Annotated in this window: 28 protein-coding genes; 10 read left to right on the top strand and 18 right to left on the bottom strand. The window is 43.8% G+C overall.

What is annotated here, in order from left to right; genetic code table 11:
- Positions 1–79 precede the first annotated feature (79 nt).
- Together PQ578_RS00450 and PQ578_RS00445 are read left to right on the top strand one after the other, a co-directional pair.
- A complete protein-coding gene (locus PQ578_RS00450) occupies positions 80–1537 on the top strand; it encodes an aldehyde dehydrogenase family protein (protein ID WP_273831709.1) in 1458 nt (485 codons plus the stop codon).
- 155 nt (positions 1538–1692) lie between these two features.
- Positions 1693–2205, top strand: a complete 513-nt coding sequence (locus tag PQ578_RS00445; protein ID WP_273831708.1) for a GNAT family N-acetyltransferase — start codon at positions 1693–1695, stop codon at positions 2203–2205.
- A 37-nt stretch (positions 2206–2242) separates the two neighbouring features.
- Here the strand turns inward: PQ578_RS00445 and PQ578_RS00440 are convergent, their stop codons facing one another.
- Complete coding sequence (locus PQ578_RS00440; protein WP_273831707.1) at positions 2243–2533, bottom strand: DUF5327 family protein; 291 nt, start codon at positions 2531–2533, stop codon at positions 2243–2245.
- A 91-nt stretch (positions 2534–2624) separates the two neighbouring features.
- Here PQ578_RS00440 and PQ578_RS00435 point away from each other — a divergent pair, with 91 nt between their 5' ends.
- Positions 2625–3173 carry a beta-class carbonic anhydrase gene (locus PQ578_RS00435; RefSeq protein ID WP_224881340.1) on the top strand — a complete coding sequence of 183 codons (549 nt, stop codon included), beginning with the start codon at positions 2625–2627 and terminating at the stop codon, positions 3171–3173.
- 44 nt (positions 3174–3217) lie between these two features.
- Here the strand turns inward: PQ578_RS00435 and PQ578_RS00430 are convergent, their stop codons facing one another.
- Positions 3218–3739 (bottom strand): type 1 glutamine amidotransferase domain-containing protein, encoded by a 522-nt coding sequence (locus PQ578_RS00430; protein ID WP_273831706.1) that lies wholly within the window; start codon positions 3737–3739, stop codon positions 3218–3220.
- Positions 3740–3914: 175 nt separating this feature from the next.
- Between PQ578_RS00430 and PQ578_RS00425 the strand changes: the two genes are divergently transcribed.
- Positions 3915–4736 (top strand): TerC family protein, encoded by an 822-nt coding sequence (locus PQ578_RS00425; RefSeq protein WP_273831705.1) that lies wholly within the window; start codon positions 3915–3917, stop codon positions 4734–4736.
- 39 nt (positions 4737–4775) lie between these two features.
- On the opposite strand, the gene PQ578_RS00420 is transcribed toward PQ578_RS00425, so the two are convergent.
- A complete protein-coding gene (locus PQ578_RS00420; protein WP_273831704.1) occupies positions 4776–5156 on the bottom strand; it encodes a DUF1499 domain-containing protein in 381 nt (126 codons plus the stop codon).
- Positions 5157–5351: 195 nt separating this feature from the next.
- Between PQ578_RS00420 and PQ578_RS00415 the strand changes: the two genes are divergently transcribed.
- The gene (locus PQ578_RS00415) at positions 5352–5699 is read left to right on the top strand and encodes a YflT domain-containing protein (RefSeq protein ID WP_273831703.1); all 348 of its coding nucleotides are present in this window, start codon (positions 5352–5354) and stop codon (positions 5697–5699) included.
- A 122-nt stretch (positions 5700–5821) separates the two neighbouring features.
- Here the strand turns inward: PQ578_RS00415 and PQ578_RS00410 are convergent, their stop codons facing one another.
- Entirely contained in the window at positions 5822–6808 is a 987-nt protein-coding gene (locus PQ578_RS00410) for a C45 family autoproteolytic acyltransferase/hydrolase (protein ID WP_273831702.1), read from the bottom strand.
- On the bottom strand, positions 6801–7796 hold the full coding sequence (locus PQ578_RS00405; RefSeq protein ID WP_273831701.1) for a sigma-70 family RNA polymerase sigma factor: 996 nt from the start codon (positions 7794–7796) through the stop codon (positions 6801–6803). The genes PQ578_RS00410 and PQ578_RS00405 overlap by 8 nt, the downstream gene beginning before the upstream one ends.
- Before the next feature lie 230 nt (positions 7797–8026).
- Here PQ578_RS00405 and PQ578_RS00400 point away from each other — a divergent pair, with 230 nt between their 5' ends.
- Complete coding sequence (locus tag PQ578_RS00400; RefSeq protein ID WP_098445502.1) at positions 8027–8218, top strand: hypothetical protein; 192 nt, start codon at positions 8027–8029, stop codon at positions 8216–8218.
- A gap of 58 nt (positions 8219–8276) precedes the next feature.
- Here PQ578_RS00400 and fumC read toward each other — a convergent pair whose 3' ends face one another.
- From fumC to PQ578_RS00370, 6 genes are all read right to left on the bottom strand, one after another.
- A complete protein-coding gene (gene fumC / locus PQ578_RS00395) occupies positions 8277–9665 on the bottom strand; it encodes a class II fumarate hydratase (RefSeq protein WP_273831699.1) in 1389 nt (462 codons plus the stop codon).
- 185 nt (positions 9666–9850) lie between these two features.
- On the bottom strand, positions 9851–11797 hold the full coding sequence (locus PQ578_RS00390) for a TRAP transporter permease (RefSeq protein ID WP_166001777.1): 1947 nt from the start codon (positions 11795–11797) through the stop codon (positions 9851–9853).
- 40 nt (positions 11798–11837) lie between these two features.
- Positions 11838–12392, bottom strand: a complete 555-nt coding sequence (locus PQ578_RS00385; RefSeq protein WP_224881328.1) for a DUF1850 domain-containing protein — start codon at positions 12390–12392, stop codon at positions 11838–11840.
- 36 nt (positions 12393–12428) lie between these two features.
- Positions 12429–13403, bottom strand: a complete 975-nt coding sequence (locus PQ578_RS00380) for a TAXI family TRAP transporter solute-binding subunit (RefSeq protein WP_098445505.1) — start codon at positions 13401–13403, stop codon at positions 12429–12431.
- A 234-nt stretch (positions 13404–13637) separates the two neighbouring features.
- Entirely contained in the window at positions 13638–14000 is a 363-nt protein-coding gene (locus tag PQ578_RS00375) for an SLAP domain-containing protein (RefSeq protein ID WP_273831697.1), read from the bottom strand.
- Positions 13984–15045 (bottom strand): FUSC family protein, encoded by a 1062-nt coding sequence (locus PQ578_RS00370; protein ID WP_273831696.1) that lies wholly within the window; start codon positions 15043–15045, stop codon positions 13984–13986. The genes PQ578_RS00375 and PQ578_RS00370 overlap by 17 nt, the downstream gene beginning before the upstream one ends.
- 105 nt (positions 15046–15150) lie before the next feature.
- Here PQ578_RS00370 and PQ578_RS00365 point away from each other — a divergent pair, with 105 nt between their 5' ends.
- A complete protein-coding gene (locus PQ578_RS00365; RefSeq protein ID WP_273831695.1) occupies positions 15151–15774 on the top strand; it encodes a DUF429 domain-containing protein in 624 nt (207 codons plus the stop codon).
- Between the two features lie 37 nt (positions 15775–15811).
- Here PQ578_RS00365 and PQ578_RS00360 read toward each other — a convergent pair whose 3' ends face one another.
- The 3 genes from PQ578_RS00360 to PQ578_RS00350 form a co-directional block, all read right to left on the bottom strand.
- Positions 15812–16006: a hypothetical protein gene (locus PQ578_RS00360; protein WP_098445509.1), complete on the bottom strand. Its 195-nt coding sequence runs from the start codon at positions 16004–16006 to the stop codon at positions 15812–15814.
- Positions 16007–16061: 55 nt separating this feature from the next.
- Complete coding sequence (locus PQ578_RS00355; RefSeq protein WP_273831694.1) at positions 16062–16535, bottom strand: glutathione peroxidase; 474 nt, start codon at positions 16533–16535, stop codon at positions 16062–16064.
- 63 nt (positions 16536–16598) lie between these two features.
- Positions 16599–17645, bottom strand: a complete 1047-nt coding sequence (locus PQ578_RS00350; RefSeq protein WP_273831693.1) for a class I SAM-dependent methyltransferase — start codon at positions 17643–17645, stop codon at positions 16599–16601.
- A gap of 146 nt (positions 17646–17791) precedes the next feature.
- Between PQ578_RS00350 and PQ578_RS00345 the strand changes: the two genes are divergently transcribed.
- The 3 genes from PQ578_RS00345 (at position 17792) to PQ578_RS00335 (ending at position 22045) form a co-directional block, all read left to right on the top strand.
- Positions 17792–19537, top strand: coding sequence for a B12-binding domain-containing radical SAM protein (locus PQ578_RS00345; RefSeq protein WP_273831692.1), 1746 nt, complete (start codon positions 17792–17794; stop codon positions 19535–19537).
- A gap of 138 nt (positions 19538–19675) precedes the next feature.
- Positions 19676–21127: an amidase gene (locus PQ578_RS00340; protein ID WP_273831691.1), complete on the top strand. Its 1452-nt coding sequence runs from the start codon at positions 19676–19678 to the stop codon at positions 21125–21127.
- A gap of 24 nt (positions 21128–21151) precedes the next feature.
- Positions 21152–22045, top strand: coding sequence for a DMT family transporter (locus tag PQ578_RS00335; RefSeq protein ID WP_273831690.1), 894 nt, complete (start codon positions 21152–21154; stop codon positions 22043–22045).
- Between the two features lie 68 nt (positions 22046–22113).
- Here PQ578_RS00335 and fhuF read toward each other — a convergent pair whose 3' ends face one another.
- From fhuF to PQ578_RS00315, 4 genes are read right to left on the bottom strand one after another with little or no spacing between them, the layout of a single operon-like run.
- Positions 22114–22848: a siderophore-iron reductase FhuF gene (gene fhuF, locus PQ578_RS00330; RefSeq protein ID WP_273831689.1), complete on the bottom strand. Its 735-nt coding sequence runs from the start codon at positions 22846–22848 to the stop codon at positions 22114–22116.
- Complete coding sequence (locus PQ578_RS00325) at positions 22826–23641, bottom strand: ABC transporter ATP-binding protein (protein WP_207393216.1); 816 nt, start codon at positions 23639–23641, stop codon at positions 22826–22828. Before PQ578_RS00325 ends, fhuF begins: the two co-directional genes overlap by 23 nt.
- Before the next feature lie 12 nt (positions 23642–23653).
- Positions 23654–24703, bottom strand: coding sequence for a FecCD family ABC transporter permease (locus PQ578_RS00320; RefSeq protein WP_273831688.1), 1050 nt, complete (start codon positions 24701–24703; stop codon positions 23654–23656).
- Positions 24700–25710 (bottom strand): FecCD family ABC transporter permease, encoded by a 1011-nt coding sequence (locus tag PQ578_RS00315; protein WP_273831687.1) that lies wholly within the window; start codon positions 25708–25710, stop codon positions 24700–24702. The genes PQ578_RS00320 and PQ578_RS00315 overlap by 4 nt, the downstream gene beginning before the upstream one ends.
- Positions 25711–25758 lie beyond the last annotated feature (48 nt).

Below are 25758 nucleotides of genomic sequence, written 5' to 3'. Positions count from 1 at the left end.
AACATTCATGTGCGCTAGTATGTTTAATCCTTTAAGCATTCGGGAACCTTCTTTAACGTACACTAAAGGAGGATGACTCATGGCTAACACATATACGAAGCAATATATTAACGGTGAATGGGTTACGGGTTCTAGTGACAAAACTGTAACAAATTATAATCCATTTTCCGGCGATGAAATTTTTACATTAAACTCAGCATCTGAAGAAGATTTAGATAAAGCTTACAAAACGGCAAAAGAAGCACAGAAATCCTGGGCACACACAACGCCAGGCAAGCGTCAGCAAATTCTTGATAAAGTAGCAGCGCTTATGACAGAACGTAAAGAAGAAATCGTTGACTGGCTTGTGAAAGAATCAGGCAGTACGAAGATCAAAGCGAACGTCGAATGGGCAGCAGCCACTCGCGTTGTGAAAGAGTCGGCATCGTTCCCTTATCGCATGAAAGGACAAATCGCCCCTTCTGATACGCCTGGGAAAGAAAACCGCATTTATAAAAGCGCGAAAGGCGTAATCGGTGTCATCGGACCATGGAACTTCCCGCTTCACCTTTCTATGCGTTCGGTTGCACCTGCGATCGCAACTGGTAACACGGTTGTTCTAAAACCAGCATCTGAAACGCCTGTAACAGCAGGGTTCCTCATCGCTGAACTCTTTGAAGAAGCAGGACTTCCAAAAGGCGTGCTTAATGTCGTAGCAGGACGCGGTTCTGAAATCGGTGATGCGTTCGTCACTCACCCAATTCCAAAGTTGATTTCCTTCACAGGTTCCACGGAAGTTGGTCAACATATCGGTGAGCTTGCAGGTAAGAACATTAAGGAAACCGCGCTAGAGCTTGGCGGTAACAACGTATTTATCGTGCTTGATGATGCAGATATCGATCAGGCAGCTGAATCAGCAGCATTCGGTAAATTCTTGCATCAAGGTCAAATATGTATGGCAATCAACCGCATTATTGTGCATGAAAGCATTCACGACAAATTCGTGGAAGCATTTAAAGAAAAAGTCGCTTCCCTTCAAGTTGGAGATCCGTCTGACGCGAAAACAGCCGTTGGTCCACTGATCAACAAAGACGCTGTTGAGCGTATTCAAGAATCGCTTAACGCGTCACTTGAGCAAGGCGCTGAGAAAATTCTTGGTGGCGAAGTCGAAGGTAATGTGATGCATCCGGTTATTTTAACGAACGTAACGAATGACATGTCAATTGCGAAAGATGAAATATTCGGTGCCGTTGCGCCCATCATTAAATTTAGCACGGTAGACGAAGCGATTGAAATTGCAAATGGTTCTCCATATGGCCTTAGTGGCTCTGTTCATTCACTTGACTTAAACCGCGGTGTTCAGGTTGCGCATCAAATCGAAACAGGCATGGTACACATTAATGACCAGCCGGTAAACGATGAAGCACACATGGCCTTCGGTGGCGAAAAAGAATCAGGCCTTGGCCGTTTCGGCGGCGAATGGGCTCTTGATAAATTTACAACTGTGAAATGGATTTCCGTTCAACAAGAACGTCGTCAGTATCCATTTTTCCAATAAGTCGTTGAAAGCCCTCGATTCGCTCGAGGGCTTTTTTCGTGCGCTCCCTTTCCCTAAGTAAAAATGAGTTACCCGGGAAATAGTGGGAGGACGGCTATATTGTTGCTTTTTATTTTCATTTTTGAAAAAATAGATAGAGAAAAGGAGATGGAAACATGATTGAAGTTCGTGAAGAGAAGTTACAGGATCATGAGGAAATCTCAACCATTTTACAAAAAGCGTTTGGTGGAGAAGATGAGGTAACGCTCGTTAAAGAGATTCGGGATTCTGCCTACTTTGTCCCGGAGCTTTCTCTTGTGGCGCTACATAATCGACGTGATCCAATCGGCTACATTCTTTTTAGTGAAATCACCATTTCAACAGAAAAAGAAAACATCACGTCCCTTGCGCTTGCTCCTGTCGCAGTCGTACCTGAGTTACAGCTGGAAGGAATCGGAAGCATGCTCATCCAAGATGGCATGATGAGAGCGACTTCACTCGGATACCGCCACGTCGTCGTGCTTGGTCATAAAGAATACTACCCAAGATTCGGTTTCGTTCCTGCTTGTGAGCAGAAGCTTTCTGGCCCATTTGATGCAGGAGATGCGTTTATGGTGAAAGAACTTAAGATGGGTGCTCTAAAAGACGTGAGCGGAGAAGTTGTCTATCCGAAAGCGTTCGGCGTCTAAAACGGCACACAAAAAGCCGCTCATGGGCGGCCTTTCGTTAAAAGTCAAAGATTGAATCTTCGTTGGCATCATCGTCTTTCATCGGTTTTGATGCAAGAGATTGTTGAACGGGTGCGACTTGTTGGAGTGGCTTAGGGGCAGGTGCAGAAGGCGTCTTTGGACGACTGCTTCCCGATGCCTGCAGTAGCATGTCGCAGTATGTTTTAATCGCAATGAGCTCTTCACGAATGCCGTTCACGTCCGCATCATTTTCTTCAACGTTATAAGTAAGCTGTTTCATACGTGTATTCATTTGCTGAATCAGCTGATTAATCGGGATATCTTTCATATCGGTAAACTCCTTTTAGTGAAGGATCTTTTATCCCTAGTGTACCAAACTACAAACGAAATAAAAAATGAAATGAGAGGGAGATTAAACAATGGATACTCTTCAAGAAGCTCTGAAATTTAATGAGGAATTTGTGAAAAACAAGGAATATGTCCCATACGAAACCACTGGTCTGCCAGATAAAAAAGTTGTCATCCTTTCTTGTATGGACACGCGTCTTGTTGAACTTCTTCCACGCGCGATGAATTTAAAAAATGGCGACGTGAAAATGGTTAAAAACGCAGGGGCAATCGTGACTCATCCGTTCGATAGCGTTGTGCGTAGTATTCTCGTTGCCGTTTATGAGCTTCAAGCTGAAGAAGTATGGGTAATCGGCCACCATGATTGTGGAATGGGGAAAGTGAAGCCTGATGCGTTGCGACATAAAATCGAAGAGAGCGTAACGAAAGAAGTCGTTTCTACCATGGAGCATGCTGGCATCGATCTTGACTCATGGCTTGAAGGGTTTACAACCGTTCAAGACGGCGTTCGAAACAGTGTGTCGATCCTTGAGAATCATCCACTACTTCCAAAAGACCTTCCTGTTCACGGACTTGTGATTGACCCTGCAACTGGAAAGTTAGATCAAGTGACAGAATAATATTAAAAGCGCGCGCCTCAATTGAGACGCGCGCTTTTTCACTATTATTTCGCTAAAAGGTCAGCAAAGGCTTTTCCGTACTGTGGAAGATCCGGCGGGCGACGCGCAGATACAAGATGACCATCAACAACAACAGGCTCATCAATCCACGTAGCGCCGGCATTTTCCATGTCATCACGGATGCCTGGCGTACTCGTTACTTTCTTTCCTTCTAACACCTTAGCAGAAATCAAGACCCATCCGGCATGGCAAATCTGGCCGATTGGTTTCTTATTTTCTTCCATATGCTGTACCATTTTTAATACTTCAGGGAAACGGCGGATTTTATCTGGTGCCCAGCCACCTGGAACAAGAATCGCGTCGTAGTCTGCAGGGTTAATGTCTTCATAAGCATAGTCAGAAACGACCGGTACGCCGTATTTCCCAACATACTTCTCTCCTGCTTTCTCACCAACGTAATGAACCGTTGCTCCTTCTTCAATAAGACGATAATAAGGATAGGTTAGTTCGAGATCTTCAAATTCATGATGAACAAGACTAATGACTTTCTTATTTTCTAAACGCATACTTCCACCTCCACTCCTTACCTTATACCATTTTTCTTCGATTTCAAAACGATTAACGTTCATCTTTATCAGAACTGAATCCAGCTCAGGATAGATCTGCCTTTATAAGCAGGTATTCTCTAGTATGGTCCTGTCCATCTGGGAATACTAATGAGAAGGTAAAGGAGAGATAACCATGGATATTGGTCTTTTACTGGAATATGCCTGGGTGCTACTCGTTTTAATCGGTCTTGAAGGGGTGCTAGCAGCAGACAATGCCCTCGTCATGGCCATTATGGTGAAGCACCTTGATCCAAAAAAGCGCAAAAAAGCCTTGTTTTATGGGCTTGGCGGAGCATTTGTCTTTCGCTTTGGCTCTCTCTTCATCATTTCTTTTCTCGTCGATATTTGGCAGGTACAGGCCATTGGCGCCATTTACTTGCTGTTTCTTAGTTTAAATCACCTTGTTAAAAAGTTTTTCTTAAACGATCGAAAAGAAAGCAAAAAGGAAAAGAATTCTCAGCAAGGGGCTGGCTTTTGGACAACCGTTCTAAAAGTAGAGCTTGCCGATATTGCTTTTGCAGTTGATTCCATTTTGGCGGCCGTCGCCTTAGCATTAACGCTTCCAAATACAAATTTACCGCGAATTGGTGGCATGGATGGTGGTCAATTCCTTGTGATCTTAACAGGAGGAATTGTTGGGCTGATTATTATGCGATTCGCTGCAAATTATTTTGTGAGGCTTTTGCATCGTAAGCCTGGGTTAGAAACCGCTGCGTTTGCAATTGTCGGCTGGGTTGGGGTAAAGCTCGCTGTCTATACGCTTGCGCATCCAAACCTCGGCATCCTCGCAGAAGATTTCCCGAAAGAAACTGCGTGGAAAATCACGTTCTGGGGTGTCCTAGTTGCCATTGCCCTTGGCGGCTGGTTTTTATCTTCAGAACGTAAGGAAACAGAACGAGAAGACGAGAATGAAGATACGCTTGAAGAAGAAAATGATGAAGCGAATGATTTTTAATTACAAAACAACAGGTGCCTGACTTGGCACCTGCTATTTTTATGCGTTTTGAAACGCTTCTCTTATTTCATTCATCCGCTTTTTATTAACACCCATATCTGAGTATCCGGTCCGAGAAGCTGAACGAAAATGAATATTTTCGCTTGCTGTATCAATGTAAAATTCGATATCATCAACGAATTTAAACAGTTTTGACTTCTCCTCCGCTCGTATGTAGTGGGTATCAGCTTCTACAATTTCGGTGCGCTTTCGATTGGTTAGGATTGTTTTTAACTTAGTTAATACTTCTTCTGCCGTCCCGTTATACGGAATTGGCTTCATCCCATGCTTCTCGTCAGTACTTTGACTCGATACACAGTTTGGTTTATCTGGACAGGGAGCAAGTTTCCCTTCTTTCACGCCTAATTGTTCTGAACTCACTTTGATCGCCTCCAATAATCTTTTTCTATTCTATCTATACCCTATCACTTCACCATTTGAACTTATTATGCCTTACTATGTCTTAAAAAAGCAGCACATTGATGTGCAAATTTCTCGTTTAGAACTCTCTAATAGCGTGAATAGTACTCGTGTGATCAAAAAAACAGGATTTTAATCTTTGAAGGAGGCAATATTGTGAGTAGACCAGTAGTACGTGAATATCAAAACGATGAGAAACTAAAGAATGATATCGAGGAGCTAAGCAATATCGGCGTCTCAAAAGATGACATCTACGTGCTTTCCCATGACGACGACCGCACAGAGCGCGTTGCAGACGGCGTTGATGCAAACACGATCGGTAAAAAAGAAATGGGGCTTAGCAGCCTGAAGAACGTATTTAGTAAAAAAGGCGACGAACTGCGAAGCAAAATGCAGGAAATCGGATTTTCGAAAGAAGAATCTGAGCGCTATGAAGAAGAAATGGACAAAGGTAAGATCTTCATGTTTGTGACGGATACAGATAAAGTAACAGAGTGGAAGTAAGGAATAAACAATAAGCAAAAGCCGCTGATTCGGTGTTGAATCAGCGGCTTTTTTTGCAGTGGTGGAAGTAGCATAGGGGTCAGGCACGAGCCTGACCCCTACCGCTTTTTACCCCTACCGCTTTAAAGTGTTACACTTATATTCCTATTATTCACTGTGCCACCATTAACCCAATCTTGAAAATGAATCGTAATAACTTCTTCCCCTCCCGCTATCACTGTTTTAAATAAACGTTCTTTCGGGTTCATCATGACAGTATGAAGCGTTCCAAATAGATTGTCATAATCCCTAAAAAATAATGGGGAAAATGGATTTCTAAATTCATCAAACCATTTCTCCACCTTAACAATAGGATGATTTTCTAGATAGGTTAATCGTTGAATCGAGCTTTCTGTTGCCTGAGGTGAGTTAGACTTTTGAAAATGATTTGTGCAATAAAGCGTTGCTTTACATCTCACCTCGCTACCAGAAGGTCCGATTTCAACAACCGAAGATTTACCCGAAGCATCCGTTAATGAGTAATTATACTCATCAGCATGAGGCAAATCTTTTAATAAGATGATGGCTTCTTCAACCGTTCGGCATGTATCTAATACCATTCTTACGATAATGCCAGCCATTAATCCTTTTTGATGTAAGCGAGTAGATACAAAATGAAGTCCTACCGTAAGTCCGTGTTCATTCATCCCATCATGGAGTCCAATACCTAACAAACTATGACCGCACGTAGCATAGCATTCGGATGGCTGCCTTAAAATCAACCTTCCATCATAGTAATCAGGACCAAAATCATAATTCCTCACATACCCTTGATCGGTCATGAGTGCCGTACACCCTAATCCTTCGAGCTTAGGTAAATCATATCCACTAAAAAGAGTTAGCGCATCATTTAGTGATATTGATAAGGTCTCACTCATTCCTTCCATTTCATCTAGTAGATGTGGAGCAAAGTGTTGATAAACAGTGCGGGCTTCCTCGATATTAATTGGCTGGACAAAATGCTCACACCGCTGCTGTACGTCTTTCATTTGTTCATGAGCACCCACGCCTTCACCAACTTCAAAGGAACGACCACGATAGGACTCAATGGAAACCCTAAGCTCACTCACTCTTTTTCTCCTTATAAACTTTCAACAATTCCTCCACCGAAATCCCATCAATCATCATGCCTTCCATTTTTGACTTCTCCACCTTCACACCTTTTAAATTACAACCTGTAAAAGTGCTCCCATGAAGGTCACATTTTTCAAAAAGAATCGGCATGTGCTCTTCTCTTCTTCCCGCTGCAAGATGATCCTCAGGCGGTAAGCCGATATTTCGAAAAACCGCGCCACCCATTTGTGCATCCTCAACTTTTAAGTCACTAAGATCAATATCTCGAAATGAAATTCCACTCATATTTATGTTCTTAAATGTTGCTTCAACCATATATGCATCCGAAAAGTTCGATTGAGCTAAGTTTGAATTCATGAATTTGGCGTTCGTTAACTCCACTTGATCGAATAAGGCACTGCGAAGACGCAATTCTTTAAATACTTTCCGTTCAAATTCATCCCCAACGTTCTGCTTACTTAAATTCTTTTCTACCATCTCATTCATCTCCTTTTTCATCTTTGCTCTAGCTCTTCGGATTCGACTCTCAATTGCAGAGGTGGAGCAAGCTAACATGGAAGCAATCTCTGACATCGAGTACCCGCCCATGTAATGCAGCACAACAGCAGTTCGAACATCTTCCTTTAGCTCATAAAGCACTAGCCAAACAAGATCGCTTGTTTCTGTTTCTTTCGCTTCAAGGAAATGAACAAGTGCCTTTTCTTGAAAGGACTGTTCCATCACCTGTACTATCCGCTTTCGTTGTCTTTTTAAATCCAGACTTAGATTTCGAGCAATACTCGTTAACCAACTACCTATTTTCTCTGGATTATCCAGCGAACGGCGCTTCAAGTAGGCTTTTATAAAGGCTTCTTGCGCAACATCCTGGGCCAGATGGTAGTCCCCCAGAACACTATAAGAAACCGCATAGAGCGCATTCGCATAGCGGCTTACCACCTCCCGAAACCCTTCTTCTGTCTGCCATTCTACAATTGATTCCGTCAAGTTGTTTCACCTCACTAGAGCTTTCACTTATATAGACGTTTCCCATCCATTGATTCCGTCAATAAACCGAAACTTTTTCTTTTTGGCTTTGTCTTTTATAGGAGGCCAAATGTATGTATAGGGGGTCAGAGAGGAGCCAGACCCCCCTTCAAAAAATTAGTTCTTCGCTCGTCTTCAACCGCATATATTTGTAGGGCAATAAAAATATTTCTTTCAAAGGGAGTGCTGATATGTTGGATCGAACATTGCTTTTCGTAGCCGCTATGATTGCTGGGTTTGCATTACTTCGTTTGTCTGAAGCAGATTCATTCCTCGAGAGTCTTAATCCGGTCTTCGAAGTTGTTGGCTTTCTAGCAGCGCTGCTATTTGCTCTTGTCTTGATCTACAAAGGCATCATGGCCATTTTACCTCGGAAAGTGTAACCGCTTTCCCCTCCTGAAAGAAACGAAAAGCGGGACCACTGGGATCCCGCTTTTTGATTTATTCTTTTGGTGCAATCATATCTTCAGGACGAACGATCTCATCGAACTGCTCCGCTGTCAGAAGGCCGCTCTCAAGAGCAGATTCACGTAGCGTTGTACCGTCTTCATGCGCTTTTTTCGCAATTTTTGCCGCATTTTCATAACCGATATGCGGGTTCAAAGCTGTTACAAGCATAAGCGAATTTTTCAAGTAATCTTGAATCACTTCTTCATTCGGCTCAATGCCTACTGCACAATTATCGTTAAAGGACTTCATTCCGTCTGCGAGTAAACGCGATGACTGGAGGAAGTTATAAATGATAACTGGCTTAAAGACATTTAGTTCAAAGTTACCCTGACTCGCTGAAAAACCGATTGTTGCGTCATTCCCCATTACTTGTGCTGCTACCATCGTAAGCGCTTCGCTCTGAGTAGGGTTAACTTTACCTGGCATGATTGAGCTCCCCGGCTCATTTGCTGGAATAGTCAGTTCACCAATACCACAGCGCGGTCCACTTGCAAGCCAGCGCACGTCGTTTGCGATTTTCATCAGATCCGCTGCAAGCGCCTTTAGCGTACCGTGTACATGGACAATTTCATCGTGACTTGTAAGGGCGTGGAATTTATTTTCAGCTGATGCGAACGTCTTGTCCGTCATTTTGCTAATTTCTTCCGCTACCATGTCCCCGAACTTCGGATGTGCATTTAGTCCAGTTCCAACCGCTGTTCCACCAATCGCAAGTTCCTTCATGTATTTCACACTTTCAAGAAGCATGTTCTCACACTTCACAAGCATCCGATGCCAGCCGCTAATTTCTTGACCAAGCGTAAGTGGCGTTGCATCTTGAAGGTGCGTACGTCCAATTTTAATTATATGTTCATTGTCCTGCATTTTTTGATAGAGCGTTTCTTTCAGCTCAATAAGAGCTGGATAAAGATGATCCTCAACAGAAAGAACGGCCGCAACGTGCAGCGCTGTTGGGAACGTATCATTGGAAGATTGGGACTTGTTCACGTCATCATTTGGATGAATACGTTCTTCACTTCCCTGTTCCTGTAAAAGTTCATTCGCACGAAATGCGAGCACTTCATTCATATTCATATTGGACTGCGTTCCACTTCCAGTCTGCCATACAACAAGTGGGAAGTGTTCATTATGATCGCCATTAATGACTTCATCCGCTGCCTTCACAATGGCTTCAGCTTTCACATCTTCAAGCTTACCAAGACGCTGATTTGCGAGCGCTGCGCCCTTTTTCAACATCGCAAATGCTTTTACTACTTCAAGCGGCATTTGCTCATTGCCGATTTTAAAGTTCTGTTTGCTTCGTTGCGTCTGTGCACCCCACATTTTATCTGCTGGTACTTTGATTTCTCCAATTGTGTCTCGTTCAATTCGATAATCCATTGTGATCCTCCTTCAGAGTATAAGCTAACAGGTTCCACTTCGATAAAAAAAAGAGAAGTCCTTTCTCTTCAAATAAATTTCTCATTATGACGACGCTTTCATCATAACACACTCTCCTAATACCGGGAATCAGGAGATACGAGCATTTTCACATAGAAAAAGCCGCTCATTCGCTGAGCGACTTCTTAAGCATTCGCAACTTCTTTTTTCTCATCTTGCTTAATCAACAATTGAAGCGCAAGTAGGGCAATAAAGAGTCCAAGTCCAACAAGGTCTGTTGAACCTTCCGGATAGATGAGCATAACGCCTGCCGCTACAGCTGCGATTCGCTCAACAATATGTGTGCGACGGTACCAGTAACCAATCATACCTGCGCCAATGCTGATCATACCTGTTAACGATGTAAATAGTACCCAAAGAAGGCTTTGCCACGTCGTATCAATCATCATAAGCTCAGGTGAGAGTACGAAAATGTATGGAATGATAAACGCGGCGATCGCGAGCTTGGCGGATTGGACGCCTGTTTTAAGAGGCTCTCCTCCTGACACACCTGCTGCCGCAAATGCTGCGAGCGCAACGGGCGGTGTAATGTCAGCTACAATTCCGAAATAGAACACAAACATATGCGCTGAGAGCTCAGGTACAGATAATACGATTAAAGCGGGAGCCGCAATCGTCGATGTAATCACATAGTTTGCCGTCGTAGGTGATCCCATTCCGAGAATAAGCGAGGCGATCATTGTGAAGAAAAGCGTGAGCAGCAAATTTTCTCCTGAAAGAGAAACGAGGCTATTCGCGAGCTTTAATCCGAGTCCAGTAAGCGTCACAACACCAACGATCATACCCGCTGCAGCCGTTGCCGCCGCTACACCTAAGGCCGTTCGCGCACCGTTCGCAAGAGCATCAATAAAATCACCAATTCCCATGCGTGTTTCTTTATTAATCGCTCCTACAATAATCGCAGATAAGATCGCATAAAGAGCTGCACGCGTAACGGACGTACCTGACATTAAGAAGAAAATAACGGCAACGATAGGAAAAAGAAGATATATCCGAGCGAGCACGGCTTTTCGATTTGGCATCTCATCTTCCGTTAATCCTCGTAATCCAATCCGCTTTGCTTCAAAATGAGTCATAATCCAAATTCCTGTAAAATAAAGCAAGGCAGGAATCGTGGCCGCTTTCGCAATTTCCCAGTACGTAATGCCTCCAATAAATTCCACCATAAGAAACGCTGCAGCACCCATAATCGGTGGCATAAGCTGGCCACCTGTCGAAGCCGCTGCCTCAACACCACCTGCGAACTCTTTTCGATAACCGAGTCGCTTCATCATTGGGATTGTAAACGATCCAGACGTAACAACGTTCGCAACCGAGCTTCCGCTAATCGTTCCTTGAAGCGCACTTGAGAAGATCGCTACTTTTGCAGGACCACCAACTCGCTTTCCTGCAATGACTAAGGCGAGATCATTGAAATACTGCCCAACCCCAGTTTTGACGAGAAAAGCGCCAAAGAGAAGGAAGAGGAAAATGAAGGTTGAAGACACCCCGAGCGGCGTTCCTAAAATTCCTTCTGTCGTATAGTACATGGAGCGAATAATTCGGTCGATGCTTAACCCGCGATGCTGTAGAAATCCAGGCATATATGGGCCAAGGTACGCATAAAGCAAAAAAATTGATGTAATAATTGTGATTGGCAAGCCAACAACACGACGAGTGGCTTCTAGCACAAGTACGATCGCAAGGAAACCGACGATTAAATCGAGCGTTGTTAAACGCCCAACTCTGAAAACAAGTTCTTCGAAGTTTAGCGGCCAGTACATTCCCACGTACACCCCAATAATCGCAAGAAGCCCATCGTACCAGGCTACTTGAAACCTTCCTTTTGTTTTATCACGCAGCTTCTTTTTAGAAGCTGGGAATAAAAGAAAAATAAGGCCGAGCGCAAATGCTAAGTGAATGGAGCGCTGCAGCTGGGCTGTAAAAACGCCAAATATGGCCGTATAAAGCTGGAATACAGAGAAGCCTACAAGCCCGGCAAGAGCGATCCATCCAATAATACCCGTCAGCCTTCGATGCCCTGCTTCAGGATCGAATTTCGCCATTAGTTCCTGCGTTTGTTCGTCTGTCATCTGCTCTTTATCTTCCTTCGTTTTCGGAGGCTGATCTTTCTCACTCAAGTACGTTCACTCCTTTCATCCATTGCCATAAACTAATGTTTTCTGATTCAAGATGAAGCCATGATCCTGGTTCGATAATCCGACTTAATTCAATTTCTTTATCTTGTACAAGAAGGACATGGTTGGCTACTACCTGTCCCGTTCTAAGGTCAATAAACGGAAATTTCCGGTTCATATCTTTGATTTTATATCCCTCTTCATCTTGGACAAAGCGCTCTCCTGCATCTGCGTGAGAAGGCATCCCGATCGCGAAATTCTCATACGCCAGTTCATACTGCACGATTTCACCTGATTCCGATACATAATATGATTCCTGCACCGGCGTTTTGTGAACGGAGTGTGTGTAGCGAATGTCAAAGTTCGCTGGATCATCTTCAAATGGCACATATGCAATAACTTTTCCGGACTCCCCCTTTTCAAGAGCCACTACAGGAAAAAACGGATAAAGAAAAACGATTAAGATGAGTACAAGGGCGATCGACGTTTGATACATAAACTGTTTTGTTGAATCAGAAGGTTTCATCGTAAGAAGACGCAGGCTTTTCACCTGCGTCCGTCACATCCTTTTTTTATAGATTCTTACTTACTCGACACCTTTTTCATCAAAATATTTCTTAGCACCAGGATGAAGATCAATGCCAACACCCTCTAGTGCGGAATCAGCTGTAATGAACTCACCTTTTGCGTGGGTGATTTTATCAGAGTTATCAAAGATCGCTTTCGTCACTTGATACACATAATCTTCATCAAGATCTGAGCGAGCAACAAGCATCGCAAGAACGGCAACTGTTTTCACATCGCTCTCAAGGCCATAAGTTCCGCTTTTTACCGTATCTTCTGCATAGTACGGGTGCTCTTCAATCAGCTTATCGATTTTATCTTGTTCGATTGGTAGGATTGTCACCTGCTTTTGTGCAGATAGTCCTTCGACTGCGCCTGTCGGTGTACCTGATGTAATAAAGGCCGCGTCAATTGTACCGTCTTGAATACCTTCTGTTGACTCATCGAATGCAAGGTGCTGCGCATCGATATCGTCCATTGTAATGTCATGAGCTGCGAGCACTTGCTCCGCATTCGCGTATGTTCCACTTCCTGGGGCTCCAACCGATACTTTCTTTCCTTTTAATTCATCTACAGAGGCAATGCCGCTTTCCTCAAGCGTTACGATTTGAATTGTTTCAGGATATAGCGTTCCAATTGCCTGGATATTGTCTACTTTTCCATCTTCAAACATCAGTTCACCATTTGTTGCATAAGCTGCGATATCTGTTTGCGTAAACGCAACGTCTGCATCGCCATCTTGGAGAATCTGCATGTTTTCAACAGAAGCACCAGAGGACTGAGCATTTGCACTTTCAATATCTGTTTCATCTTGAATAATATTCGCAAGCTCACCACCTAAAGGAAAATAAGTTCCTCCCGTACCACCAGTTAATAAACTTAGCTCTGAAGGGGATCCGTTCGCTTCTCCTTCTGAATCAGACCCTCCACAAGCACCGAGTATCATTGCCATCGATAGCACGACGACAAACAAACTCATCAACTTTTTCTTTCCCATGCCATTCTCCCCCTTCAATAATTAGAAAATTTCAAATTTACTATACCATATTGTTCCTGCAATTGGTACAGGCTGTTCAAGTACAACGCCTCATACTAAATCTGTACTAATACAAAAAAATCCACGTTTCTACTTCATTCGTTTTTTTTCGACTAGAAATCTTGGTTAAAGTCCTGTCGAAAGAACACGAAATCGCATAAAAACATGGATTTCAATTTGTGGTTTTTTATCAATTTAATCAGATATTTCCCAGTTTTGCAGTGTTGCTTGTCGAACCATCGTCTCAGGGGTAAAAATAAATGTCCATGGTACAGCTGTGTTCGCTTGCACCGTTAGCTCGTGAGTAAAACGCTTCTCCGCTATAAGCGTATTCTGTTCAAAATAAGACAGCAAACGGTCTTCGAGCTTCCAGTCATCTTTGCCATTTACGATACAGACAGATGCGAGTAAGTCATTCCGGTGGTTGAACGCAATCCGAACCGGAATAAACTGTAACTTGCCCTCTTGTATCGGATGCTTTGCATAAATGTCCTGATACATTTTACGATCGCAATCCGCAATCGTACGATCCCACTTTTCCTCAAAGATCAGCGTCACGTTTATTCCCCCTACTTTTGTACCTTTTCTCTTTCTCCACTAAAATTGACAGATCATCAATCACATCATTTAAAGATAATAATTCAAAGATCACAATCATCTTTCCGGTGAAATGATGACGCGGATCAGTTGTTTCATCCCTCGTGTCATCCAGATCGTGAAACAACTGATCAAGTTTTTCAATGCTTTCCAAATGCTCTTCTGAATTCTGGACAGAAGGATTGTGAAACGCTTTTGAAATCGAACGACCTGCTTCAATAATAATCCGATGATCGTCCTGATCAATTGTGTTTTTCGTATCTGTGAACAACATATTGCCAAGATGGTAAAGGATCTTCTGTAAGTATTCGAGCTTTTTTAGAACAACTGAAAAACTACGCACTTCATGAATGCTGTGCCTGCGATATTTCCACTCTTCTCGCTGATATGAAATCAATTTATACGTTCGTTCAAGATCGCGACTTAATCGCTGGTAAACAAGTGTCTGTCTTTTGGCATGGGGCAGGTCAATGATAATTTGGTCTAATAAATCACCTGCATTCTTGTACAGACGCTTAACAGCCTGATTGATCATCGTATGGAATTTAGGTGGCATCACAAAATAGTTAACAGCCGTTGAAACGACAATACCGATTAACGTCGTACTGAGTCTGCCCACAAAAGAGGTCATATAATCGCCTGTTGTATCTGGAATCATCGCCACAGCTGTGAGCGTTGCGACGAGCATCCCGTCATCAAGTCCAAGCTTATGACAGGCGATTAGCGTGAAGGTTGCGGCTAACGCAAACGTGAAGGGCGATTGATGTAAAAAAGATTCAAACAGCATCGCAAATCCAGCGCCGATCGCCGCGGCAGGAAAGCGCACAAGTCCTTTTTTAATGGAATCAGATGCCGTCGGTTCAACTGTTACAATCGCGGTTATGACCGCAAAAAGAACAGGTAGTCCAAGCGCATCACAAATCCAGGCGGTCAGAAATGCCGCCAGTCCTGTTTTTAAAATACGTCCACCAACAAATTTAAATACTTTATGCTTAATGTCTATCATTCGTATCAGTCCGTTTCTATTCCTTCATTATAACGTACGCTCATGGTTTACATGAACCCATTTTCCACTTATTGTTTAATTAATTCGGATAGAAGGAGAGCGGTTATGAATCAGTATGCTGGCATTGACTTATCAGGACCATCAAACACGAAAGATACGTCACTAGCGATTTTCGAGGGGAACGCTGCACAACTTTCATTTGTACAGTTATTTGAAGGCGCTACCGATGAAAAAATCTACGAGCAATTCAGAGGCAAAAAAGATGTAACGATCGGAATAGATGCGCCACTTTCCTATCAACCAGGTGGCGGCGATCGTCCATCCGATCGTGCCCTAAGACAGCGGATTGTGAACGCCGGGATGCGAAGCGGCTCAATTATGACACCTACCATGACGCGGATGGTGTATTTAACATTAAGAGGGATTTCGCTCTCCAGAGGTCTTGAAGCGAATGCACATATCGTTGAGGTTCATCCTGGAGCTGCGATTGGATTACGCGCGCGTTTAGAAGCCGTTCTCGCCTACAAAACAGACATTGACTCACGCTATGAGCTAAGAAACTTTCTCGAGAGCGAAGGGATGACCGGAATTCCAGAAAAAGCGCTTCAGTCCTCGCACTCTTTTGATTCCTGCCTGGCTGCGTATGCTGCCTGGAAATGGCATGAAAGAAAATCAGAGTTTCTCTATCAAGCGGAACCCCCGTTTCACCCATTTGATATGAGTTGTTAACATAAGAAGCTTTTGACATACGAAAAAACCCTGCGTACTAGTTACGTAGGGTCTCATCAAAGACTTTTGGAACGACGTCGCGAACGACAATATAAAATATTCCTATAAAAAATGCTGTAATTGCCATCGCAAATGAAGGAAACACATCCCACTCACGGTCCATGCCCCATCCACTGAGCATCGCTCCTGAAAACGTGCCAATCATATAGCAAAACGGAATCCACCATTTCATTTTGAAGATCACCTCAGAAATGATATACCCCGCTTCGACAATTTCCGAACCTTTTTTAGAGCATTCCCTCGATATCTTCCTTTAGATCACCCGGCTCAGTCTTAGGTTCATAGCGTTTTACAACCTCACCATTTTGATTTACGAGAAACTTCGTAAAGTTCCATGGAATATCACCGTGTTCAATCCCTGGCGCTTCCTGCGTTAAATACTTGTATAAAGGATGAGCATTTACGCCGTTCACATCGATTTTAGCGAACATTGGAAAACTGACGCCATAGTTTATTGAACAGAATTCCTCAATATCTTCCTTCGATCCAGGTTCCTGCTCGCCAAACTGGTTACAAGGAAATCCGAGGATTTCAAAAGGCTTGTCTTCAAGCGACGTATACAGCTCCTGAAGCCCTTCATATTGTGGAGTTAACCCACATTTGCTTGCCGTATTGACAATAAGAAGAACCTTTCCGCTATATTCTGAAAGCGGCATTTCTTTCCCTTGAAGCGTTTCAGCAGTGAATGAATGGACACTCATGTTACCCCTCCTAGTAATTGTCTCACCCCACTTTTATCATAGTTCTGAATAGAGTGCTAGCATTTAGCGTGCTCGTGCAATGATTCCATTATGCACCTTAATATAGCCGTGTCTAACAATATCCATGCCGTTCTCATAAGCGTAGAGCCCCATCTGACGGATATCCATAAGCTCACGATAGGTGTGGTTCATCATATCGGCCATGACGTGATAATAAATTCGCGACTTCATTTGATTGCGAGGCGTCGTCATGATGACATACCCATTATCCTTCACAAACTTTCGATGCCAGTCTAGTATCGCTGGTTTATGCTCATCAGGTACATGCTCAAGCAAACCAACGCTCAACACAATATCAAACTCTTTATGAAAATCGAGGTCGCGGATATCTTTTACAAGATAGCTAATATTCATCTGATCTTTGTACCAAACTTTCGGACCACCAGTTTGTGGATTTGCACCGAGAAAAGGATACGAATTTGGAAAATGACCAAAACGATCTGTTTTACAAAACGCATCATAGTCGACCATGACAACTTCTCCACCTGGATACATCGCATGAAGCTGCATCGCCTCATATCCTTCCGCAGCGCCAAGAAAGAGAATACGAGGGTTTTTCACATCAAGGCCTTCAAAAAGAGCCCGCTTTCCTCGCGGATCCCAGATGCCATCTTCAATTCGGTGCACATAGTTCCAAAGAGACAGGCGAACCATCTCCCCTAGCCCATGCTTCACATCGCGGAGATGAAAGCCTTTGAAACTATCTATTAGAGACGTTTTTAACCGCTGCTGCTCAGCTGGAACATCCTGCATGAAAAGGTTATGGAACGAGCGGTTAAAGTACTCCCAAGATGTTTTGACCGGCATATCCTGCTCATGCTCCGCTTCCCAATCTTTCCGTTCTTTTGCAAGCTTCTTTACTTCAAATGGCCTTCCTACCTGTTTCCATGACAGTTCTGACCAGTCACGAACAACATTGGCATTTACAAAACGATCCAACTGTTCATTACGAGGATTTCTTAAATCAACGCGATAGCTTGGCATGAGCGCTGTGTACTCAAAGTCCTGTTCAGAAAAAGGGTGTTCGGGCGTTATTGAAGCAAGTTCCAATTGCGTCACTCCCCAGTTTTTATTTATTTTCTCACGTAAGCGCTTTCGTTACAAATATTTGCGAATGATCAGACGTATTTTTCTTAAGAAAAGAATCCATTCTGGTGATATAATAAGAAGATTAACAATGCAGGAGTTGGAAAATAATGAAGATTGTTGTAAGTACGTTAAATGCGAAGTTTATTCACACATGTCTCGCATTGCGTTACCTAAAAGCCTCCGCTGCCCCTGACTACGAAGTACAGATGGCAGAATATACGATTAAAGACCCCATTATGAATATCGTTAGTGACCTTCACAGTATGAAAGCTGATGTGATTGGCTTTAGCTGCTACATTTGGAACATTGAGGAGACCATTCCCGTCATTGAAATGTTAAAAAAAGTGAATCCTTCCCTTACGATTGTACTTGGCGGACCAGAAGTATCATATGATGTGTATGAGTGGCTTGATCGCATTCCACAGGCCGACTACATTGTTATGGGAGAAGGAGAAGTGACGTTTAAAGAACTTCTTCACTCTATTGAAATGGGAAGCTCAGTTGAAAATGTAAAAGGCATCGCTTATCGAAAAGATGGAGAGAACCAGATTAATCCACCAGCACCAAAGCTTAGCCTAAGCGAAATTCCATCTCCGTTTCGATTCGAAGAGGATCTTGCTGATCTCGGTCGTCGCGTCACTTATGTGGAAACGAGTCGCGGATGCCCATACTCCTGCCAGTTCTGTTTATCTTCAATTGAAGTCGGCGTTAGATACTTTCCTGTCGAACGAATGAAGGAAGAGCTGCGCTTCTTAATGGACAACGGCGCAAAAACGATTAAATTCGTGGATCGAACCTTTAACATTAGACGAAATTATGCAATCGATATGTTCCAATTTCTGATTGATGAGCATCGCCCTGGCTGCGTCTTCCAGTTTGAAATTACCGCTGACATTATGCGTCCTGAAGTACTCGAATTCCTCAACCGCGAAGCTCCGCCCGGTCTATTTCGCTTTGAGATCGGAATTCAGTCTACAAATGACGCAACAAATGAACTCGTGATGCGGAAACAAAATTTTGAAAAGCTCGCTAGAACGGTGACGATGGTAAAAGACGGGGGTAAAATTGATCAGCACCTTGATTTAATCGCTGGCCTTCCCGAAGAAGATTACGCTTCGTTTCGTAAAACATTTAACGACGTCTTCTCATTTCGTCCAGAAGAGCTTCAGCTCGGCTTTCTAAAAATGCTTCGTGGCACCGGTGTACGACTGAGTGCTGAAAAACACGGCTATCTATACATGGACAATGCCCCTTATGAAATTCTCGGAAATAACGTTCTTTCTTTTGATGACGTTATTCGCATTAAACAGGTTGAAGATGTGCTCGAAAAATACTGGAATGATCACCGAATGGATGCAACGATTGAATATCTTGTAACTGAGGTTTTTTCATCGCCATTTGATTTCTTTCAGGCATTTGGTAGCTATTGGGAAGGAAAAGGTTGGTCTCGTATCGGCCATCAGCTTGAAGATCTTTTCCGACGGCTCGCTGATTTTATTAAGATGCATGCGCCTCATCACCATGAACATGTATCCACGCTAATGAAAATCGATTATTTATCAAACTCAAAGCAAAAACCGCGAACCGTCTGGTGGAACGACCGGTTAGAAAAAGAGTCAGAAGCTGCTTTATTGAAGCTTGTTAGCGAACAACCCGCTATTCTTGGCTCTTCCTACCAATCAGTCAGTCTAACAGAGCGAGAGCTTCATAAGCATACTGTCATTGAACTTTTACCTCGTTCTATAAATGGGCAAGCAGAGCAAACGATTTTACTTGTTCACTATCATCCAAAGACGAATGAACGGAACTTATTTTATGGAAAACTTCCTGCCGATTCTTCTATTGCAATGTAGATTCACAAAGGCATTTCGATGTTTTCGAAATGCCTTTTCCATTGAGTAGATACCCCAAATAAAGGATTTTATCGATTCAAGACGAATAGGATAACTAACCAAGCCGGAGGATAGGCCGGTAAATAATGGAGGGATAGCATGAGACTATTAGAAATGGATGCCCTGTCCCTGTCGAAGAAGATTTCCAGACGCGAAATTTCGTCGTACCATGCTGTTCGAACGTATATTGATCATTTAAATACGATTAATCCTATCCTGAATTGTCTTGTAGAAGATCGCTTTAATGAAGCGATCGAAGAAGCAAAAAAAGCCGATTATACCCTTACGACTGGAGAAGCCAAAGGCCGATTATTCGGTGTTCCAATTAGCGTCAAAGAATGTTTCCATGTCAAAAACATGGCGACAACGGGTGGCCTGAGCTATCGAGCAGGCTCACGAGAAAAGGAAGATGCTGAAGTTGTGAAACGCCTTCGGGCAGAAGGGGCCATCCTATTAGGAAAAACGAATACACCTGCCCTTTGTTACTGTCAGGAAACCGATAATAAGCACTACGGTCGAACGAATAATCCGTGGGACGTGACTAGAACCGCTGGGGGATCAAGTGGTGGAGAAGGTGCTTTAATCGCATCAGGGGGTGCCGCAGTTGGACTTGGAGCTGATATTGGCGGTTCAATTCGATTCCCGTCTCACTTTAATGGCATTGTCGGCTTTAAATCCGGCAATCGCCAGGTATCACAGGAAGGAAATTTTCCTTACATCGATAAGCCCGAGCAGGAACGCATGCTTGGCATCGGTGCCATGAGTAAGTCCGTCCAGGATGCAAGATTAATTAATGAGATTATTGCTTACAAACCGCCATCAGCGCGAAATCTCGATGATTTTAAGCTTGTCTATCCTGTTCCTCATCACCGCTATCCAATTAATCGAGAAACCTTTCAGTTGATTGCTAGCATCAGAGACGCGTTTGATGGAGAACTTGCTGAGGAACAGGCAAATCCTCCTTTCTTTGAAGAAGCGGCTCATATGTGGCAACAAATGATGTCCGTTGATGGTGGGGCGGATATGGCCAAACTCATGTCAGACAATGAAAAAGCTAGTCCGTTCAGTGAGTTTATGAAAGAAAAGCTCTTCCGAAGTTCAGATGTCCATTCTTACCTTTCCTGGGCGCTCATCGGCACAAAACTTTTTAAACCGAATCAAAAACAAATGAAACAAATTCATGCTTCACTAAAACGTGGAGATGAACTACTAGACGATTACTTGGATGACCGCATTTTAATTATGCCTGTTTATCATTCTCCAGCACCCCTTCATGGAGAGCTATATCAAGAGCTGTTCTCCATTCGGAAAACATTTTTAAACTATATGCCATACATTGCTTATGCGAATGTATGGGGACTCCCTTCCCTGACCATACCAATTGGAATGAGTAAGGAAGGGCTCCCGATTGGTGTACAGCTCGTAAGTCGGGTTGGTCATGAAGAGGCGCTCTTTCAGCTAGGTGAACAGATTGAGCAGCGCATCGGTGGTTATCAACGCTGTCAGAAACACGATTCTAAAAAAACAGAGGTTGAGGCAGAACTCGTTTAAGTTGTCGGGAGGATTGACTACGAATTGTTTACGAATCAACACACAAAGCCTTATTTTGCAATTATGATCGCTATTTTATTTATATCCACTTCCGCTGTCATTGTAAAGCTCGCTTCAGCACCAGCTTCGGTCATTGCGATGTATCGTCTCGCTTTTGCGATTCTGATCATGTTGCCACTTGTGCTACGAAATTATCGTAATTCATTTAGACAAATTAAAATGTCAGATTGGGGGTTTGGTAGTCTTGCGGGCATCAGTCTCGCATTTCACTTTATCCTCTGGTTTGAGTCATTAAATTACACGTCTGTCGCAAGTTCAGTCGTTCTTGTTACACTGCAGCCACTGTTTGCCTTTATCGGAACGTATTTGTTCTTTAAAGAAAAACTCACCCTTCTAGCAATTGCTGGAGGGGTGACAGCTGTGGCAGGATCAATTGTTATAAGCTGGGGTGATTTTCGAATTAGCGGAATGGCCCTATGGGGAGATCTTCTTGCCCTTACTGCCTGTGCAATGGTTACCGCCTACCTTCTATTTGGGCAAAACATTCGCAAGCGTTTGGACCTTATCCCCTATACGTTCATTGTGTATGGAATCGCAGCACTGACCCTTATCCTCTATAACATACTATTACGCTACCCTTTCTTTTCGTATCCTTCTTCAGACTGGGGATACTTCCTTTTACTAGCCATCTTCCCTACGTTGCTTGGGCATTCACTCCTGAACTGGGCAGTAAAGTGGGTAAGCGTGAACGTGATTTCAATGAGCATTTTATTTGAACCGATTGGCGCTAGTATTCTCGCGTATTTTATCCTTGGCGAGAAACTGCACACCATGCAATGGATCGGTGGCGGGATTATCATTACAGGTCTCTATCTTTTTATTAGAAGCTATAAAACCAAAAGAAAACCGAAAAAATAGCCAGGCGCGCCCCTCAAGGGCGCGCCTGGCTATTTCGACATCATTCGAGCTAAAGCGGGCAGTGCCTGTCACCGCGCCTTTGGACACGTCTTACAGCATGCGCCACCTTCTGAGATTTGATCATACAAGCAGCACGTGCGACGGAAGCGGATTGGTCCGTTATCTCTCTCTACTTTTTCTGAATAATACGGCATGAACGGGTTTGCACCGCACGTAAAACTTGTGCAGTTAAACTCTTTCAACAGGTAATGAAAGTCTTCTTTCGCTCGCCTTACCTGCTCCGCATTCCCTTCTGAAGGAATGAGTGTTTCATAGACCCAAAAAAGGTAAATCGCCGCATTTTCCCAAAGAATGGCTGCGGATAGTTTCGTTGTTTTCACCATCGTTTCTACGAATGGAGCAAGGTTCTCATTGATGAGCTTATTCGCAAGCTCTGCTCTAATATCCGCCCGCTCCTTTTCACTTCTCTTCAACGAATTTGGAATTGTTACCTGCATCACCGCCGCCTGCGTATTCATGGCAATCTCCAGCTCATCCGGTCCGGCAAGAATCGGTTTATCCCACATCGTAAAGGCATATAGAATCGGCGCTAATGTCATAAACCCATATCGCTTCATGAACTGTGACCCTGCGACAATCACTGATGGAAAATGGCCTTCTGACACAAGTCGTTCAAGTAACGCTTTTAACTGTTCGGAATCCAAAAGTTGTTGAGCAGTGTGTTCCCCTTCTCCACCAAACGTAAGGCGCAATTGCTCTAACTTCTCTTTCTCCTCTCTGCTAAATACCAGTTGCTCTTGCACGATGAACCTTCCTCCCTTTACCATGCGGCACACAAAGCGGCGTCCCAAATAGTGGATCTTCAATAATGTCACACTGAAGGCCAAATACGCGTTCCACAAGGTCAACATTCACAATGTCTTCTGGTTTCCCCTGGTCATAGATGCCTTTATCTTTTACTGCAATAACATGATCCGCATAACGACACGCCAGATTTAAATCGTGCAGCACCATCAAAATTGTCCGGTTATCTTCTTTATTTAATTCAAAAAGTAAATCGAGCACTTCTACTTGATGCGCGAGATCGAGATATGTTGTCGGTTCATCTAGCAAAATAATGTCCGTATCTTGAGCAAGGGTAAGGGCAATCCAAGCACGCTGACGCTGGCCTCCGGATAGTGAATCGACATCGCGCTCTGCAAAGTCTTCCATATGCGTCGCCTTAAGTGCTTTTTGCACAGCGGCTTCATCTTCCTCTGACCACTGACTAAACCAGGATTGATACGGATAACGACCCTGTTTCACGAGCTGCAGAACCGTCAGTCCTTCAGGGGCGACAGGGGATTGGGGAAGAATGGCCATTTTCCGGGCAATTTCTTTCGTTGGCTTATTTGAGATCGCCTCTCCATCCAGAACGATGCCACCTGAATGCGGCTTTAAAAGACGGGCAAGACTTCGTAAAAGCGTTGATTTTCCGCAACCATTCCCACCAATTAAAACGCTCATCTCTCCTTTTGGGATGAGTAAGTTCAGCTGATCAATGACCGTTTGTTCTCCATATCCAAGCGTTAAATCTTTCGTTTGCAGTGCGTACATGCCGCCACCTCCTTATTTGTTTCTCGAACGATACAATAAATAGATAAAATACGGTGCGCCAATCGCTGCCGTAAACACACCAGCCGGAACTTCAAGCGGTGAAAAAAGCGTGCGTCCAATTAAGTCTGCAATCATGACAAGCATGCTGCCGACAAGGGCTGAAACAGGAACAAGCACACCAAAAGAAGAGCCCACTAACTTTCTTGCAATATGAGGTGCCATTAAGCCAACAAAGCCAACACCACCGGCGAATGCGACAGCCCCTCCCGCAAGTGCCGTACTGATTAAAAGGAGAACGATGCGATCTTTTAAAAGCATAGCGCCTGCTCCTTTTGCCACATCGTCGCCAAGCTCTTGTAAGTTCACTCTTCTAGAGTAAACCATGAGCAGAATCATCAGGATTACAACCCACGGTAAGAGCGTAAGCACATCCTGTCCATTCGTTCCATGAACGCTCCCCGTAATCCAAATATTCGCATCAGATGCTCGATAAATTGGTCCAACAATCATTAATAGCGTTGTTAGTGCTTGCAGTAACGCCGTTAAGCCAATTCCAATCAGGACTAATCGAATCGGTGAAATGCCGTTTTTCCAAGATAAAATAAATACGAGAAACCCTGCTAAAACTGCTCCAGTGAAGGATGCAAGCGGCATCCACTGAATGCTGACTGTTAGCGCAGTCGCCTTATCACTAAACACTGTTAAAAAGCCAATTGTCGCAAGCGCACCGCCCCAAGTGATACCGAGAATATCAGGAGAAGCAAGCGGATTTCGAATCATCCCCTGTAGGATCGCTCCTGACACGGCAAGAGCAGCTCCTGCTAAAATCGCCATGGCAATCCTCGGGAAGCGAAACTGTTTTACGACAAGCTTATTCATTTCATCACCATACCCAAACAGCGCCTTAACCACTTGGTCTGGTGTCATAAAAATCTCACCAAGACCGATACTAAGGAGCGCAGTTACAATAACCGCACCAACGAGTCCAGCGATCACCCATAATGCACGGCGATCGAGTAAAAAAGAAATAGCTTTCATTCGAAAGGAAGTGTATTTCATCATAGCTGTTTAAACTCCCTTCGAGCAATATATATAAAAAACGGTGTACCGATTACAGCTGTTAATACGCCCACAGGCGCTTCAAGCGGCAAAATAACATAACGCGCCGCAATGTCTGCAGATAGCAGTAGTATTGCGCCTAATATCGCACTATAGGGAATGACCCAGCGGTAATCCGGGCCAGTAAAAAAGCGAGCCACGTGCGGCACCACAATGCCGATAAATCCAATAGGCCCTGCTACGGCTACAGAACCGCCTGCAAGAAAGACAATAAAAAGTGCAGCAGCAGCTTTTACAAGAAGCGTACGTTGGCCTAGCCCTTTTGCGACATCTTCTCCGATGACGAGCGTATTAATTTTTGTACTGATAAAAAGTGCACCAATTAAACCGATTCCAATATACGGGAGCACCGAATAAAGCATGGCTAGACTACGTCCTTCAATAGACCCAGCAAGCCAAAAGAGAACGTCTTCAAGAGCCTTCTCATTCAAAACGAGCATACCTTGCGTTAACGAGGAGAACATCGCTGCCATCGCTGCACCAGCAAGCGTCAGCTTCATCGGCGTAAGTCCTTCTCTTCCAAGTGAACCAAGTACATAAACGAGGATTGAGGCAAATGCCGCTCCAAGAAACGCTAACCAGCTAAACGTCGTAAGTGAGGAAACGGAAAAGAACGTAACGGCAATCACAATGACAAAACTCGCCCCTGCATTTACGCCTAGAATAGATGGTGATGCGAGAGGGTTACGTGTAATTGCCTGCATGAGCGCACCCGCAACAGCGAGACTTGCACCTACAGCGGCGCCAATTAATGCTCGCGGAACGCGATTTTCAATAATAATAATATGTGCATTGCTTCCATCGAATTGCGTAAACGCCCGCCAAGCCGTTGCCCATGTAATACTCGTTAGTCCATAAACAACGCTTGCCACCATCAACATCATGACAAGAAGTAAGCCAATCACAATCCCGAACCATTTTCTATTTACTGAATGTAATTTATGTGTCATAAAGGTTAATCCCTTTCTTCATCATCCTTTATAAGTGTAAAAAAAGAA

The organism is Guptibacillus sedimenti (assembly GCF_028610665.1).
Taxonomy (GTDB): Bacteria; Bacillota; Bacilli; order Bacillales; family Guptibacillaceae; genus Guptibacillus; species Guptibacillus sedimenti.
Note: the sequence above shows the minus strand (reverse complement) of the source record. Positions and strands in the feature narration are given on the sequence as shown.

Bases quoted from the DNA above. Each gene is read 5' to 3' on its own strand.
- PQ578_RS00390 (WP_166001777.1), bottom strand. From the start codon at position 11,797: ATGACAGACGAACAAACGCAGGAACTAATGGCGAAATTCGATCCTGAA.
- PQ578_RS00450 (WP_273831709.1), top strand. From the start codon at position 80: ATGGCTAACACATATACGAAGCAATATATTAACGGTGAATGGGTTACG.
- PQ578_RS00340 (WP_273831691.1), top strand. From the start codon at position 19,676: ATGAGACTATTAGAAATGGATGCCCTGTCCCTGTCGAAGAAGATTTCC.
- PQ578_RS00400 (WP_098445502.1), top strand. From the start codon at position 8,027: ATGTTGGATCGAACATTGCTTTTCGTAGCCGCTATGATTGCTGGGTTT.
- PQ578_RS00325 (WP_207393216.1), bottom strand. From the start codon at position 23,641: ATGTACGCACTGCAAACGAAAGATTTAACGCTTGGATATGGAGAACAA.
- PQ578_RS00445 (WP_273831708.1), top strand. From the start codon at position 1,693: ATGATTGAAGTTCGTGAAGAGAAGTTACAGGATCATGAGGAAATCTCA.
- PQ578_RS00430 (WP_273831706.1), bottom strand. From the start codon at position 3,739: ATGCGTTTAGAAAATAAGAAAGTCATTAGTCTTGTTCATCATGAATTT.
- PQ578_RS00425 (WP_273831705.1), top strand. From the start codon at position 3,915: ATGGATATTGGTCTTTTACTGGAATATGCCTGGGTGCTACTCGTTTTA.
- PQ578_RS00380 (WP_098445505.1), bottom strand. From the start codon at position 13,403: ATGGGAAAGAAAAAGTTGATGAGTTTGTTTGTCGTCGTGCTATCGATG.
- PQ578_RS00345 (WP_273831692.1), top strand. From the start codon at position 17,792: ATGAAGATTGTTGTAAGTACGTTAAATGCGAAGTTTATTCACACATGT.
- fumC (WP_273831699.1), bottom strand. From the start codon at position 9,665: ATGGATTATCGAATTGAACGAGACACAATTGGAGAAATCAAAGTACCA.
- PQ578_RS00315 (WP_273831687.1), bottom strand. From the start codon at position 25,710: ATGACACATAAATTACATTCAGTAAATAGAAAATGGTTCGGGATTGTG.
- PQ578_RS00435 (WP_224881340.1), top strand. From the start codon at position 2,625: ATGGATACTCTTCAAGAAGCTCTGAAATTTAATGAGGAATTTGTGAAA.
- PQ578_RS00320 (WP_273831688.1), bottom strand. From the start codon at position 24,703: ATGATGAAATACACTTCCTTTCGAATGAAAGCTATTTCTTTTTTACTC.
- PQ578_RS00370 (WP_273831696.1), bottom strand. From the start codon at position 15,045: ATGATAGACATTAAGCATAAAGTATTTAAATTTGTTGGTGGACGTATT.
- PQ578_RS00360 (WP_098445509.1), bottom strand. From the start codon at position 16,006: ATGAAATGGTGGATTCCGTTTTGCTATATGATTGGCACGTTTTCAGGA.
- PQ578_RS00355 (WP_273831694.1), bottom strand. From the start codon at position 16,535: ATGAGTGTCCATTCATTCACTGCTGAAACGCTTCAAGGGAAAGAAATG.
- PQ578_RS00440 (WP_273831707.1), bottom strand. From the start codon at position 2,533: ATGAAAGATATCCCGATTAATCAGCTGATTCAGCAAATGAATACACGT.
- PQ578_RS00365 (WP_273831695.1), top strand. From the start codon at position 15,151: ATGAATCAGTATGCTGGCATTGACTTATCAGGACCATCAAACACGAAA.